Source organism: Streptomyces sp. NPDC104381, assembly GCF_055583745.1.
The window spans coordinates 448,338-462,223 of sequence record NZ_JBVJNK010000002.1 but is presented as its reverse complement, the minus strand read 5'-3'; the positions used below and the strand labels follow the sequence as shown (position 1 = coordinate 462,223).

General features: G+C 70.2%; 14 protein-coding genes. 6 read left to right on the top strand and 8 right to left on the bottom strand.

Going from position 1 to position 13,886, the window contains the following annotated elements:
- Nucleotides 1–194: 194 nt before the first annotated feature.
- The 8 genes from ACZ607_RS07055 to ACZ607_RS07020 form a co-directional block, all read right to left on the bottom strand.
- Nucleotides 195–1,652 carry a catalase gene (locus tag ACZ607_RS07055; RefSeq protein WP_469732571.1) on the bottom strand — a complete coding sequence of 486 codons (1,458 nt, stop codon included), beginning with the start codon at nucleotides 1,650–1,652 and terminating at the stop codon, nucleotides 195–197.
- Between the two features lie 192 nt (nucleotides 1,653–1,844).
- Nucleotides 1,845–2,738, bottom strand: coding sequence for a 2-hydroxy-3-oxopropionate reductase (locus ACZ607_RS07050; protein WP_469732569.1), 894 nt, complete (start codon nucleotides 2,736–2,738; stop codon nucleotides 1,845–1,847).
- 44 nt (nucleotides 2,739–2,782) lie between these two features.
- Nucleotides 2,783–3,622, bottom strand: a complete 840-nt coding sequence (locus ACZ607_RS07045; protein WP_469732567.1) for a TIM barrel protein — start codon at nucleotides 3,620–3,622, stop codon at nucleotides 2,783–2,785.
- A gap of 157 nt (nucleotides 3,623–3,779) precedes the next feature.
- A complete protein-coding gene (locus ACZ607_RS07040) occupies nucleotides 3,780–5,210 on the bottom strand; it encodes a cellulose binding domain-containing protein (RefSeq protein ID WP_469732565.1) in 1,431 nt (476 codons plus the stop codon).
- 49 nt (nucleotides 5,211–5,259) lie between these two features.
- The gene (locus ACZ607_RS07035; RefSeq protein WP_469732563.1) at nucleotides 5,260–6,822 is read right to left on the bottom strand and encodes a beta-N-acetylhexosaminidase; all 1,563 of its coding nucleotides are present in this window, start codon (nucleotides 6,820–6,822) and stop codon (nucleotides 5,260–5,262) included.
- Nucleotides 6,823–6,875: 53 nt separating this feature from the next.
- A complete protein-coding gene (locus ACZ607_RS07030; protein ID WP_469732561.1) occupies nucleotides 6,876–7,715 on the bottom strand; it encodes a carbohydrate ABC transporter permease in 840 nt (279 codons plus the stop codon).
- A complete protein-coding gene (locus ACZ607_RS07025) occupies nucleotides 7,712–8,680 on the bottom strand; it encodes a carbohydrate ABC transporter permease (protein WP_469732559.1) in 969 nt (322 codons plus the stop codon). The genes ACZ607_RS07030 and ACZ607_RS07025 overlap by 4 nt, the downstream gene beginning before the upstream one ends.
- Nucleotides 8,681–8,718: 38 nt before the next feature.
- On the bottom strand, nucleotides 8,719–9,984 hold the full coding sequence (locus ACZ607_RS07020) for an extracellular solute-binding protein (RefSeq protein WP_469732557.1): 1,266 nt from the start codon (nucleotides 9,982–9,984) through the stop codon (nucleotides 8,719–8,721).
- Nucleotides 9,985–10,233: 249 nt separating this feature from the next.
- On the opposite strand from ACZ607_RS07020, the gene ACZ607_RS07015 reads away from it, so the two are divergent.
- From ACZ607_RS07015 to pucL, 6 genes are all read left to right on the top strand, one after another.
- Nucleotides 10,234–11,076 (top strand): GntR family transcriptional regulator, encoded by an 843-nt coding sequence (locus tag ACZ607_RS07015; protein ID WP_469732555.1) that lies wholly within the window; start codon nucleotides 10,234–10,236, stop codon nucleotides 11,074–11,076.
- Nucleotides 11,077–11,191: 115 nt separating this feature from the next.
- A complete protein-coding gene (locus ACZ607_RS07010; protein WP_469732553.1) occupies nucleotides 11,192–11,443 on the top strand; it encodes a YkoF family thiamine-binding protein in 252 nt (83 codons plus the stop codon).
- On the top strand, nucleotides 11,440–11,817 hold the full coding sequence (locus ACZ607_RS07005; RefSeq protein ID WP_469732551.1) for a helix-turn-helix domain-containing protein: 378 nt from the start codon (nucleotides 11,440–11,442) through the stop codon (nucleotides 11,815–11,817). Before ACZ607_RS07010 ends, ACZ607_RS07005 begins: the two co-directional genes overlap by 4 nt.
- Nucleotides 11,818–11,970: 153 nt before the next feature.
- Nucleotides 11,971–12,477, top strand: coding sequence for a 2-oxo-4-hydroxy-4-carboxy-5-ureidoimidazoline decarboxylase (uraD, locus tag ACZ607_RS07000; RefSeq protein ID WP_469732549.1), 507 nt, complete (start codon nucleotides 11,971–11,973; stop codon nucleotides 12,475–12,477).
- 40 nt (nucleotides 12,478–12,517) lie between these two features.
- The gene (gene uraH, locus ACZ607_RS06995) at nucleotides 12,518–12,910 is read left to right on the top strand and encodes a hydroxyisourate hydrolase (RefSeq protein WP_099175053.1); all 393 of its coding nucleotides are present in this window, start codon (nucleotides 12,518–12,520) and stop codon (nucleotides 12,908–12,910) included.
- Between the two features lie 6 nt (nucleotides 12,911–12,916).
- Nucleotides 12,917–13,840 carry a factor-independent urate hydroxylase gene (pucL, locus tag ACZ607_RS06990; protein WP_469732547.1) on the top strand — a complete coding sequence of 308 codons (924 nt, stop codon included), beginning with the start codon at nucleotides 12,917–12,919 and terminating at the stop codon, nucleotides 13,838–13,840.
- Nucleotides 13,841–13,886: the final 46 nt, after the last annotated feature.

Genomic DNA, 13,886 nt, shown 5'->3' with positions numbered 1-13,886 from the left:
CCCTGGTTCGGGGAAAACAGGAGGCCGCGGCGGTAGTGCGAAGGGGGGCTGCACGGGCCTTCAGGTCTGGTGACCGGGCCGCCCGCCCGCGTACCACCGCACTGGCATCGCACCGCCGCCGCGGCCTCGTCCTGCCCGTGCCGTGGAACAACCCCTCATCCGGGTGGACGCGTCGGCACGGGCTCGGTGGAGGCTCAGTCCTCGCGCAGGGCGCGGACCGCCTCCTCCACGCGCTTGCCGTAGTCGGCGTCGGCGGCGTGGAAGTGGGCGAGGTTCTTCTCGATCACGTCGTCGCGGGTGACCTGCGAGAGTCCGCCCGCGATGTTGGCGACCAGGCGGTCCTTCTCGTCCGCCGACATCAGCCGGTAGAGCTCGCCCGCCTGGAAGAAGTCGTCGTCCTTCGTGTGCAGGGGCGCCTCGTGCGTACCCGTCCAGCCGTGCACCGCGAGCGGCGAGGCGTGGGCGGCGCCGGTCTGCGCGGGGCCCGCGTACGAGTTGGGCTCGTAGTTCTTGTCCTGGCGTGAGCCGTAGCGGGTGGCGTGCAGCCCGTCGCGGCCGTAGTTGTCGACCGTCGCCGCCTTCGGCGCGTTGACCGGGAGCTGGGTGTGGTTGATGCCCAGCCGGTAGCGCTGCGCGTCGGCGTACGCGAACAGCCGGCCCTGGAGCATCTTGTCCGGGGACGGGCCGATGCCGGGCACGAAGTTGTTCGGCGAGAACGCCGCCTGCTCCACCTCGGCGAAGACGTTGTCCGGGTTGCGGTCCAGCACCAGGCGGCCGACGCGCTGGAGCGGGTAGTCGGCGTGCGGCCAGACCTTCGTCACGTCGAACGGGTTGAAGCGGTAGTCCGCCGCCTCCGCCGCCGGCATGACCTGCACATACAGCGTCCAGGACGGGTTGACGCCCCGCTCGATGGCCTGGAGCAGGTCCGTCTGGTGCGAGTTGGCGTCCTTGCCGACCTGCTCGGCGGCCTGCTCGGCGGAGAGCGAGCGCACACCCTGGTTGGTCTTGAAGTGGTACTTGACGAAGAAGGCCTCGCCCTCCGCGTTCGTCCACTGGTACGTGTGCGAGCCGAAGCCGTTCATGTGACGGTACGAGGCGGGGATCCCGCGGTCGCCCATCAGCCAGGTGACCTGGTGCGTCGCCTCGGGGGAGTTGGCCCAGAAGTCCCAGACGTTGTCCGGCTCCTGGCGGCCCGTGAAGGGGTCCCGCTTCTGGGAGTGGATGAAGTCGGGGAACTTCACCGGGTCCTTGATGAAGAACACCGGGGTGTTGTTGCCGACCAGGTCGTAGTTGCCCTCGTTCGTGTAGAACTTGAGCGCGAAGCCACGGGGGTCGCGGACGGCGTCCGCGCCGCCCAGCGAGTCGGCGACGGTCGAGAAGCGGATGAACGTCTCGGTGCGGCGGCCCACCTCGGAGAGGAAGTCGGCGCGGGTGAAGCCGGTGACGTCGTCGGTCACCTCGAAGTAGCCGTACGCGCCGGAGCCACGGGCGTGGACGACGCGCTCCGGGATGCGCTCACGGTTGAAGCGGGCCAGCTTCTCCAGCAGGTGCTGGTCCTGGAGGAGGATCGGCCCGCCGGCGCCGGCCGTGGCGGAGTTCTGGTTGTCGGCGACCGGGGCGCCTGACTCGGTCGTGAGCACACGCTGGGACATGGAGGCCTTCCGTACGGGGCTGCTGACGGCTTCAGGAGCGTAGATTCGCCGCGATCGGTGCGTCAACAGTTTGTTGAAATTGGAGGATGAGGTTCCGGGCCGCGGCGGCGCCTGGGCGCGACAGGACAGGTGTCAGCGCCACCGCGGCCCGGAGTTCGGGGGGCCCTGGCCGTGGGAGGCCGGGCCGGGGTGTCAGACCTGGGAGCCGGAGAGCCGCTCGACCGAGCGCAGCAGCGCGGAGTGGTCCAGGCCGCCGTCGCCCTGCGCGCGCAGGGAGGCCACCAGCTGGGCCACGACCCCGCCGACGGGCAGTGCCGCGCCGACGTTGCGAGCGGCGTCCGTGACGATGCCCATGTCCTTGTGGTGCAGGTCGATCCGGAAGCCGGGGGCGAAGTCCCGCTTGAGGAAGTTGTCCTTCTTACGGGTCAGGACCGTCGAGCCGGCGAGCCCGCCGTTCAGCACGTCGAGCGCGGCGGCGAGGTCCACCCCGGACTTCTCCAGGAAGACGACGGCCTCGGCGCAGGCCTGGATGTTGACCGCGACGATCAGCTGGTTGGCCGCCTTCACCGTCTGGCCGGAGCCGTGCGGCCCGCACAGCACGATGGTCTTGCCGAGCGCGTCCAGCAGCGGCTTCGCGGCGTCGAAGTCGCTCTGCTCGCCGCCGACCATGATGGACAGGACGGCCTCGATCGCACCGGCCTCACCGCCGGAGACGGGGGCGTCCAGGACGCGGATGCCCTTGTCCCCGGCGCTCGATGCGAGGTCCACGGAGGTCTGCGGGGTGATGGAGGACATGTCGATCAGCAGGGCGCCCCGCCGGGCGTTCTCCAGGATGCCGTCCGGCCCGTACGCGATGGCCTCGACCTGCGGGGACGCGGGCACCATGGTGATGACGACATCGGCGTCGCGCACGGCCTCCGCGATCGAGGCGGCACCCGTGCCACCCGCCGCCACCAGCCGGTCGATCTTGTCCTGCTCCAGGGTGTAGCCGGTCACCTGGTATCCGGCCTTGATCAGGTTCTCGGACATGGGGGAGCCCATGATGCCGAGTCCGATCCAGGCGACCTTGGGGAGGTTGCTGCTCATGAGGGTGCCTTCCGGTGAGCGTGTGTACGGGGGAGGGGCCGGCCTCAGCGGGAGGCGCGGGCCTCGGCGGGGAGCCAGCCGAAGGCCTCGGCGCTCGGCCGGTCGCCGGGCTTGTACTCCAGGCCGACGCGGCCGGCGTAACCGGCCTCGGTCAGCTCGTCGAGGAGGCGCTCCAGCGGGAGCGAGCCGGTGCCGGGCGCACCGCGCCCCGGGTTGTCGGCGATCTGGACGTGGCCGGTCTTCGCGGCGTACGTCTTGATCACCTGGCTGAGGTCCTCGCCGTTCATCGACAGGTGGTAGAGGTCCAGCAGGAACGTGGCGTTGCCCAGGCCCGTCGCCTCGTTGACCCGGTCGACGACCTCGATGCCCGCCGGTGCGCTGACCAGGGGGTAGAGCGGCGATTCCACGGCGTTGAGGGTCTCGATCAGGAGGGTCGCCCCGATCCGGTGGGCCGCGCGGGCGGCCAGGACCAGGTTCTCCAGGGCGAGTTCGTCCTGGACGGCGGGGTCCACGCCCTCGACCCGGTTGCCGTACAGCGCGTTGAGCGCCGTGCAGCCCGCCGAGGCCGCGAAGTCCGCCGCCACGTCGATGTTGGCGCGGAAGCGGTCGGACTCCTCGCCGGGCAGCGAGAGCGCCCCGCGGTCCGGGCCCGGGAGCCGGCCCGCGTAGAAGTTCAGCCCCACCAGCTGGGTGCCCGCGTCGTCGAGCGCCTTCTTCAGGGCGTCGAGCTCGGCCTGCGCCGGGGTGGGGGTCTCGATCCACGGCCACCAGAGCTCGACCGCCGTGAAGCCCGCGGCGGCCGCCGCCGCGGGGCGCTCCAGGAGCGGGAGTTCGGTGAAGAGGATCGAGAGGTTCACATCGAAGCGCTGGTCCGAGAAACCCATCGTGCGCTCCTTCCGTATCGCGGAAGTTTGTTTCTGCTTAATGGAAGATTGCCTGGAGTCCGGTGAGGCTGTCAAGAGGGCACCCGAATTCCGGACAGACGGGAGCGGGGCGGAGGCCCGTGCGCCCTCCGCCCCGCTCCTGCTCACAACTGCCTGGTCAGGCCCCCGGTACCGTGTCCTCGAACGTCGTGCCCGAGGCCCGGTACTCGCCCACCAGCGCCGACACCTGCGCGGGTGAGAGGACCTGGTCCTTCACATGCAGGACGTAGTCCACCTGCTGGTCGTACGAGCGGGGCGTGGTGCTGCTCTGGCCCGCCAGATCGATCAGCCACTGGTTGAAGTTGATCGACATCGGCCGCTCGGGGAGGTACTGCGCCCCGTGCGTGCCGAAGAGCTGGCCGTCGATGTAGTACGTGATGGCGGAGTCGTCGATCGTCACCACCAGGTCGTGCCACCCGGCATAGCTCTGCCGTGCCTCGCTGTGCTGGTTGACGGCCTCCCACGGGTCGGGCCGGTAGGTCTCCCAGGAGGTGGTGTAGAGGATGTTCGAGGGCTCGCCCCAGCCGCCGTTGGGCAGGTACTCGAAGTCGTACTCGGCGTAGTCGTCCGCCATCGGCGCCTTCAGGTCGTTGATGGTGAAGAAGGTCTGCACGAGGTGGTCCCCGTCGGGCCCCGACCTCGGGGCGTCGCTGAACTTCACCCGGGCCGCATAGGTGCCGTTGCGGAACTTCGTGGACTGCGTGAGGATCTCGGTCTGCACCGTGGAGGCGCCCGTACCCGCCGTCGACGTCTCCAGGTTCATCACCGAATTGCCGCCCTGGCTGCTGAAGGTGACGTTCTCCGGGGCCCAGACGGCACCCGGCACCCCGGGGCCTCCTGAGTTGGAGCGGACGCTCCAGCCGTGCGCCGCGATCTTCGGATCCGTGTGGCCGCTGTAGTCGAAGTCGTCGAACAGGGTGGGCCCGTCGGCCGGCGGGTCGGTCGGGGGATCGGTCGGGTCGGTCGGACCCCCGCCCCCGGGAGCCTCGCCCCAGGCCGTGACGGAGCCCAGCTGCGCGGTGACCTTCGGCCAGTCGCCGTACGTGGTCCGCTCGGGCCCGAAGGAGTAGTCGTCGCTCTGCCCGAGCGTCTGCCAGTCCGCGCGGTGGAAGCGCAGCTGCATGTCCCCGGTGTCCGCGCCCGGCGCCAGCGAACCCGCGCCGGAGGTGAAGCCGATCTCCAGATAGCGGTCGGCGGTGGCGGTCGGGTTCGCCAGCGGCTTGAAGGTCCCGGTGATGTTGCCGCAGCCCTTCACCGCCCAGGAGCAGGCGAAGCTGTACGCCGCCGACGCGGACTCGCCCTTGAAGTAGTAGCGCACCTTGACGTCGGAGAGCGGCACACTCGCGCTCCCCGTGTTGCGCACCTTCAGCCAGGGCTCGCTCTGGTCGGCCGTCGCGCCCGACGCGCTCGTACGGTACTGGACGACGAGCCCGCCGGCCGCCGCCGCACCGGCGGTCGACGGCAGGGCGGCGAGGGCCGTGCAGCCCAGGGCCAGGGTGACGGCGGCGGCCGACGCCGCGCGGATACGGCTCCTGCGGAATGTCCTCATGGGGGTGCTCCTCATGGCGGTGTTCCTCTCCGGAACGGTGGGGGAAGTGCTACCGAGGGGGTCGCGCTGTACCTGCGGAGGCGGTCGCCAGGGACCGCGTGGTCAGAGGGCGGTAGCGGACGCCGAGGGCGTCCAGCCGGGCGGTGTGGTCGCGCAGCCGCTCGACGAAACCGGCCCAGTCGCCGCGCCCGCCGGACCAGGCACGGTCCGCCAGGGCGCACAGCCGGGGATAGGTGAGGTACTCGATCCGGTCCGGTGTCGTCACGTACTCGGTCCACAGCTGCGCCTGGGTGCCCAGGACGCGGGCCGCCTCGTGGGGCTCCCAGCCCCGTGGCACCGGCTCGTTCGCGTGGACGGCGTACAGCGGGACGGGGTCGCCCCGCTGGGCGGGCGGCTCGGCCGGATCCGTGGACTGGGCGTAGTCCAGATAGGTGGCGCGGTGGTGCGCCGTGACCACCTGGTGCCCGCGCCGCGCGGCGGTGAGGGCGTGCGCGGGGTCGCGCCAGGTCATCACGGTGAATTCGGGGGGCAGTTCGCTCCCGGTCTCCGCCCAGCCGGTCGGCCGGCGGCCGTGCTCCACGAGGAACGAGCCGATCCGGCCCATGAACCAGCCGTGCAGATCCGCGGGGGCCCGGAGCCCCTCGGCCGCCGCGCGGGCACGGGCCGTCGGGCTCTCCTCCCACTCGCTGGTCGGGCACTCCTCGCCGCCGATGTGGACGTACGGGGAGGGGAAGACGTCCATGACCTCCTCCAGCACGGTCCGGCAGAAGTCGAAGACCTCCTCGTGCACGCCGAACACGGTGTCGCAGACGCCCCACCGGGTCCACACGTCGAGGTTCCGCTCCGGGTGGTTGCCCAGGTGGGGGTAGGCCGCGAGGGCGGCGCGCACATGGCCGGGCATCTCGATCTCCGGCATGACCGTCACCCCCCGATCCTGGGCGTACCGGACCAGGTCACTCAGCTCCGCCCTGGTGTACGACCCCGCGTGCGGCACCCCGTCGGACAGGGACTGGGCCCGGTGCCCGCCCACCGACGTCAGCCGGGGGAACGCGTCGACCGGCATCCGCCAGCCCTGGTCGTCCGTGAGGTGCAGATGCAGGACGTTGAGCTTGTGCAGCGCCATCAGGTCCACGTACCGGCGCAGATAGGAGACGGGCTGGAAGTGCCGGGCGACATCGAGCATCGCGCCGCGCCACGGGTACCGGGGTACGTCGCTGATCTCGACGCACGGCAGCTCCCAGGACACTCCGCGCGCACCGCCCGACAGCGCCTCGGGCGGCAGGAGCTGACGGATCGTCTGGACGCCCCGGAGCAGCCCGTCCGGCCGGGCGGCCCGCAGCAGGAGCGCCTCCGGGCCGACCGTGAGGCCGTACCCCTCGTCGCCCAGCCCGCCGAGGTGCGGGTCGAGCGCCAGGACGACACGGCCGTCGGCCGAGGGCGGCAGCGGCAGGCCGGTCGTCGGCCCCAGGAGGGTACGCAGCAGGTGCGCCGCTCCCTCCGCACCCGGCAGGGCGCGTACGGAGGTGTCCTGACCCAGGACGAAGCGGCCGGGGCGGGGCGAGACCTTGCGGGGCCGGGGGACGAGGGAGAGCTCGGGGCGTGATGCGGGCACGGAGGGCCTCCGGGGCAGGGGGTTTCGGACGGTTCGCGGGTACGCCGGCGGGCTCAGCCCTTGACGGCGCCGGCAGCGAAACCGGAGGTCACATGGCGCTGGAGCAGCAGGAAGATCACGAGCGCGGGCAGGGCGAAGAGTGTCGAGGCGGCCATGGTCGCGCCCCAGTCGGTGCCGAAGGTGTTCTGGAAGGAGGAGAGCCAGACGGGCAGGGTGCGGTTGTCCTGCTGCTTGATGATCAGGAAGTTGGCGTAGGCGAACTCGTTCCAGGCGGTGATGAATCCGAAGAGCGAGGTCGCCATCAAGCCGGGGGCGAGCAGCGGCAGCGCGACCCTCACGAAGGCGCCGGTCCGGGTGCAGCCGTCGACCTGGGCGGCCTCCTCCAGCTCCGGCGGGATGGTCGCGAGGAACCCCCGCAGCACCACGATCGTGAACGGCAGCGTGATCATGAAGTAGACGAGGGTCAGCGTCGGCAGCCGGTCGAGCATGTCCGTGTCGCGGGAGATGATGTAGATCGGGATGATCAGCGACTCCCAGGGCGCCATCTGGGCGACGAAGACCAGCAGCATGAACTGCCGCCGGCCCTTCCACCGCAGGCGCGCCACGGCGAACGACGCCCCGAGCGCCACGGCGAGGGAGAGCAGTACCGCCCCCAGCGTGACCAGGACGCTGTTGCGCCAGAACAGTTCGAAGCCGTCCGCCTCGACGGCCCGCCGGAAGTGGTCCAGCGTCCAGGTGTAGGGGATCAGCCGGGGCTCGGCGGACTGGATGTCCCGGGACGGCTTGAAGGCGGTGGAGATCATCCAGTACACGGGGAACAGACAGACCACGACGGTCACGACGGCGGCGGCGTTCAGCGGGATCCGCCGGACACGGGGGCGCAGCAGGGTCATCGGAGCTCGTCCTCCTGACGGAACATCTGGCGGAAGTAGAGGACCAGCACCCCGGACATCAGGACCACGGTGATCATCGACGCGGCGGAGCCCAGGTCGTAGCGCTGGCTGGAGAGCGCCGTCTGGACCGCGTACACGGGCAGGATGGTGGTGGCGTCGCCGGGGCCGCCGCGCGTCATCACCCAGATCTGGACGAACGCCTTGAAGGTCCAGATCACCTCCAGGGAGAGGACCAGCATGAAGATCGGCCGCAGGATCGGGAAGGTGAGCGAGCGGAAGATGCGGGCGCCGGAGGCGCCGTCCAGGCGGGCCGACTCGTACAGCTCGACGGGGACGGTCGTCAGCGCCGAGTAGAGGGTGACCGCCGCGAACGGCACGGACTGCCAGACGATCAGCAGGACCAGGATCGTGAAGGACGCCGTACCGTTCGCGAACCACGGATAGCGGTCGAAGGAACCGAAACCGAGCGCGGTCAGCAGCTGGTTGACGATGCCGAACTCCGAGTGGAACAGCCACTGGAAGACCGTCGTGGCCGCGACCACCGGCATGGCCCAGGCGAGCACCAGCGAACAGAGCACGACCGTACGGCCGACGCGTCCCAGGCGCTCCGTCATCAGGGCGACCAGCGTCGAGATCACCATGATCAGGACGACGTTGACGGCCATGAAGACGAAGGTCCGGCCGGTCACCTCCCAGAAGCGCGGGTCGGACAGCAGCGTCCGGTAGTTGCGCAGCCCCACGAACTCGGCGTCCCCGCTGATCAGCTGGCGGAGCCGGAAGTCCTGGAGGGAGATCACCACGGCCCGCACCAGCGGGTACACCAGCAGATAGAGCATGCCGCCGATCGCGGGGGCGATCAGGGCGTACGGCCAGAGCCCCTGCGGGGACCGTCCGGGCCGCCGCCCCGGTGGTGCCTGCGGGGGACGGGTGACGCGTGGAGCGGGCCGCTCACGTACAGCCGGCACGGCGGGCCTCCTCTCGGTGTCGGGAACGGACGGGCAGGTCAGGAGCCGGAGTTCATGGCCCGGGTGATGTCCGCGGAGGCCTTGGCCGCCTCCTCGGCCGCGTCACCGCCGGTGAGGACGGCGGTCATGTAGTCCTTGACCGGGTTCTCGGCCTCGACCGCCGCCCAGCCGGGTGTGTTCGGCGTCGCGTGCCCGTTCGCCGCGCCCACTGCCATCGCCGAGGCACCCGGGTCGCCCGCCACGGCCGGGGCGAGGGAGGTCCGGTTGGGCACATAGCTCATGGCCACCGCGAGCTTCTTCTGCCAGGCGTCGCCCGTGAGCTCCTTGATGAAGGTCACCGCCGCCTCGGGATGACCGGACGCGGCGGGGACGACCAGGTCGGAGCCGCCCGTGAACACCGCGCCGGGGGTGCCGGCGGTCTTGCCCGGGATCGGGAAGAAGCCCAGCTTCCCCTTGAGCTCCGGATTGTTCTCGACGACCACATTGGCCCCGCCGGGGGTGGAGATGACCTGCGCCACCTGCCCCTGCGCCATCACCTCGGCCTGCGGCGGATCGTCCTCGTCGGAGTCCTTGGGGCCCTTGCCGAGCGCCTGGAGCTGCGCGTAGAAGGCCATGCCCCGCTGCGCCTCGGGGGTGTCGAGCGCGCCCTTCCAGGTGCCGCCCGACTCGGTGGCGAAGTCGCCGCCCTCGTCCCAGATGAACCCGCCCAGGGCGTACCAGAGCTGGCCCGGAAGGTAGATGCCCTGGGTGCCGCCCTTGTTCAGCTTCGTGGTGGCGTCGATCCACGCGTCACGGGTGGTGATCCGCGCGGCGTCGACGCCGGCCTTCTCGAACAGGTCCTTGCGGTAGATCACGACCCGGTTGGCCGCGTAGTACGGGATGCCGTACTGCTTCCCCTCGTACGCACCGGGCTCGGCCAGCCCTTTCAGCCAGTCGTCGCCGTTCAGCTCGTCCTTCCTGTCGCTGAGGTCCAGCAGCCCGCCGCTCTCTGCGAACTGGGCCACCTGCGTGTTGCCCGCCTCGATGACGTCCGGGGCGTCGTTGCTCGCCAGGGCGGCGGTGATCTTCTGGCCGATGCCGTCCCACTCCTGGATCTGGATCCTGACGTCGATGTCGGGGTGGGCGGCCTCGAACCCCTCGGTGAACTCCTTCTGGAACGCGGCCGAGACGCTGTCGCGCATCAGCCACACATCGACCGTCGTCACGCCCCCGGCCTCGTCGGCGCTGTCGCCGCCCGAACTGCAGGCACTGAGAGCGGCGGCCGTCACGAGCGCGGACACACCGGCAAGCAAGCGGTACTTCACGGTTCACCTCAACGGGAGCAGAGACCTGACCACCTGACCAGTGAAGCCCACTGGACAGCTCACCTCTTGGTGGTGGATGAAGGTGGCATAGACCAATGAGGTCGTCAACCCCTTGCGTACAAAGGCGTTTTGGACCATCTGGTGTCCACCGTCCCCTGTTCTTGCCGACGGAAGTGGATAGACTCCTCCTGACCAGTGGTCATCGTTGGCTCAACTGGTAAAGGGAACGGGACGCGCGAAGGGGAACGCATGAAAGCCGACGTACCGGGGACGGTGCTCAAGCGGGAACGGGCGCGCGACGCGGTCCTGGAGCTGATCGAGAGCCGCAGCCCCGGCGACGCCATCCCGTCCGAGCGGTCCCTGTGCGCCCTGCTGGGCGTGTCCCGCCCGACCCTGCGGGCCGCCGTCGACGAGCTGGTGGCCGCCGGGCTGCTCGTCCGCGAGCACGGCCGCGGGATGTTCGTGGCACCGCGGAAGATCACCCAGGAGCTGGTCTCGGCCGACCTCGCCCTGAGTGTTCCGCAGGCGGCCGGGGCCTGGTCGAGCCGGCTGCTGGAGTTCACGACCCTCCAGGCCGGCGCCCGGGTCGGCCGCAAACTGCGGATGTCGCCCGCCGACGAGATCGTGTACGTCGCACGGCTGCGCCTGGTCGACGGCGCCCCGATGGCCATCGAGCACCTGCACATCAGGGCGGCGCTCGTCCCCGGCCTGTCGGCGCAGGAGCTGGAGGACGGCGACCTCTACGAGCACCTGCGCCACACCCACGGGGTGCATGTCCGCGAGGCGGTCCAGGCCATCGAGCCCACCGTCGTCACCCGGGCGGAGGCCCAGCTCCTGGAGGTCCCCGAGCTCTCTCCCGCCCTGCTCTTCGAGCGCCTGACCTCGGACACCGCCGGGCAGCCCGTGGAGTACGTCCACTCGCTCTACCGGGGCGACCGCTACCGGATCGTCTCCCGGCTGGCGCTGGGCCCGGCCGCCGCCACCGCCCCGCTGGTCAGGGACGGGCACCACCCGGGGATCCCGCCCGGGGACTTCGCGCACGGCGACCCGATCGCGTCGTCCACCCGGGGGGACATCCAGGCCGGGCCGTGAGGGCGCGGGGCGTCCGGGAGGGCTCGTTCGGGCTCTCCGGCGCGGTGCCGGTGTGCCTTAGGGTCGGGACGAGCCGTGCGAGCCGAGGGACGCGGCGGGACATCAGGGAGGCACCGTGCGCTTGAGGGTGGAATTCACCACCGAGCCCTTCGATCTCGACGAGGCACCCGCCCACGCGGTGGTGGCCCGCGAGGTCATCCAGACCGCCGACCTGGACGCGGTGGACGTGGGCCCGTTCGGGAACACCGCCGAAGGGGGCGCGGACGAGGTCCTCACCGCCGTGGACTCACTGCTGCGCAAGGCCCTGGAATCCGGCGCCACCCGGGTCTCCCTCCAGCTCAACGTGATCGGGGAGGACACCCCGTGACCGGACCGGCCGACCACCCGCTGGTCACCGCGGTGAAGCCGCTCGTCGACGCGATGGGGGCCGAACTGCTCGCCCCCGAGCAGGCCACCACCGAGGACGTGGTGCTCGCCTGGGAGGGCGCCGACGTCATAGCCGTACGGCTGCCGCAGCTCTCCGAATCGCTCGACCACATCCTGGCCGCGATGGAACGGCGGCACGGGATGCCGCTGGCCGAGCTGGACCGCAAGACCAAGCAGGGCGTCGTACGCACCCTGGAGGCACGCGGTGCCTTCTCCGTGCGCCACGGTGTGGAGACCGTGGCGGGCGCGCTCGGCGTCAGCCGCTTCACGGTCTACAACTACCTGAACCGGGACAATGCCGCCAAGGCCGAGTAGCGCGACGTAATGCGGTGCAATGCCGTCGTCCGGGAGTCCGGGCGGCGGCATCATCTGTTCGTGGAATTTCAACAAACTGTTGACGTGGTGTTGCGGAGGGCGTTAGCTATCCGCAGCCCGACAACGCACAGCGAAAAAGCCACGGAGGCTCCCGTGACTACGAGCTCCACACCGGGCCTCGCCCGGTTCAACACCCTGGCGGCCGGAGAGGCCACAGCCGCGCTGCACGAGGTGTGCGCCAGTGCGGCATGGGGAAGCTTCATCCTCACCCACCGGCCGTACGACGGTCCGGAAGCCCTGTTCTCCGCGAGCGACGCCGCCATGGCCGAGCTCTCCCCGGAGGACCTGGCCGAGGCCATGGCCGGTCACCCGCCGATCGGCCGCCCCAAGCCGGGGGACCCGGCCTCCGCCCGTGAGCAGCGGGGGATGGCCGGTGCGTCCGAGGAGCTCAAGGCGGAGATGCTCGAACTCAACCTGGCCTACCAGGAACGGTTCGGACATGTCTTCCTGATCTGCGCCACCGGAGCCACCGGTGAACAGATGCGGGACGCGCTGAGGGCGCGGATCGGCAACTCGCCCGAGCAGGAACGCGAGATCGTCCGCACCGAGCTGGGCAAGATCAACCGCATCCGGCTGACCCGCCTCGTGCAGGACTCCTGAGACCTCGTACCACCCGAAGAGAACAAGGAGCGTGACGGTCTTGAGCACCGACACCACCGCATCGGTGTCCACCCACATCCTGGACACCAGCATCGGACGTCCCGCCGAAGCCGTCACCGTCTCCCTGGCCGCCCGCAGCGGCGGCGACGCGCAGTACGTGGCGCTCGGCGGATCCGCGACCGACGCGGACGGGCGCTGCAAAGACCTGCCGGCCCTGCCGGAAGGAACCACCCATGTACGGCTCGTCTTCGACACCGAGTCGTACTTCACCGCGAAGAAGCAAGCCGAGGCGCAGCAGGACGCCCCCCGCGTAAGGGACAGCGGCGCGTTCTTCCCGGAGGTGGCGATCGCATTCGCCGTCACCCCGGGCGAGCACTATCACGTACCGCTGCTGCTCAACCCGTTCGGCTACTCCGTTTACCGAGGGAGCTAGCAGACAATGCCCACGATTCTCGGCCAGAACCAGTACGGCAAAGCAGAGAACCGCGTCGTCAAGATCACGCGGGACGGCGACACCCACCACATCAAGGACCTCAACGTCTCGGTCGCCCTCTCCGGCGACATGGACGACGTCCACTACTCCGGCTCCAACGCCAACGTCCTGCCGACGGACACCACCAAGAACACGGTGTTCGCCTTCGCCAAGGAACACGGCATCGAGTCCGCCGAGCAGTTCGGCATCCACCTCGCCCGGCACTTCGTGACCTCGCAGGAGCCGATCGAGGTGGCCCGGATCCGGATCGAGGAGTACGCCTGGGAGCGCATCGCGACCTCCGACGGCAACTCCCGGTTCATCGGCGCCGACGGCGTCAAGCACTCCTTCGTCCGCAAGGGCCAGGAGACGCGCACCACCCAGATCACCTTCGACGGCGAGAGGTGGGAGGTCATCTCCGGCCTCAAGGACCTCACCGTCATGAACTCCACCAACTCGGAGTTCTGGGGCTACGTCAAGGACAAGTACACGACGCTGAAGGAGGCGTACGACCGCATCCTCGCGACCGACGTCTCCGCCAGGTGGCGCTACAACTGGACCAGCGACGAGGAGCGCATGCCGAACTGGGAGAAGTCCTACGAGCAGACGCGCAAGCACATGCTCCAGGCCTTCGCGGAGACGTACTCCCTCTCCCTCCAGCAGACCCTGTACCAGATGGGTTCGCGCATCATCAACAGCCGCAGCGAGATCGACGAGATCCGCTTCTCGCTGCCGAACAACCACCACTTCCTGGTGGACCTCGAACCGTTCGGCCTCAAGAACGACAACGAGGTGTACTTCGCGGCCGACCGCCCGTACGGCCTCATCGAGGCGACGGTGCTCCGGGACGGCGTCGAGCCGAAGATCCCGGTCGACATGACCAACCTCTGACGCGGTGCTGAACCGGCCCCCGCCCCCAGCGGGACGGGGGCCGGTC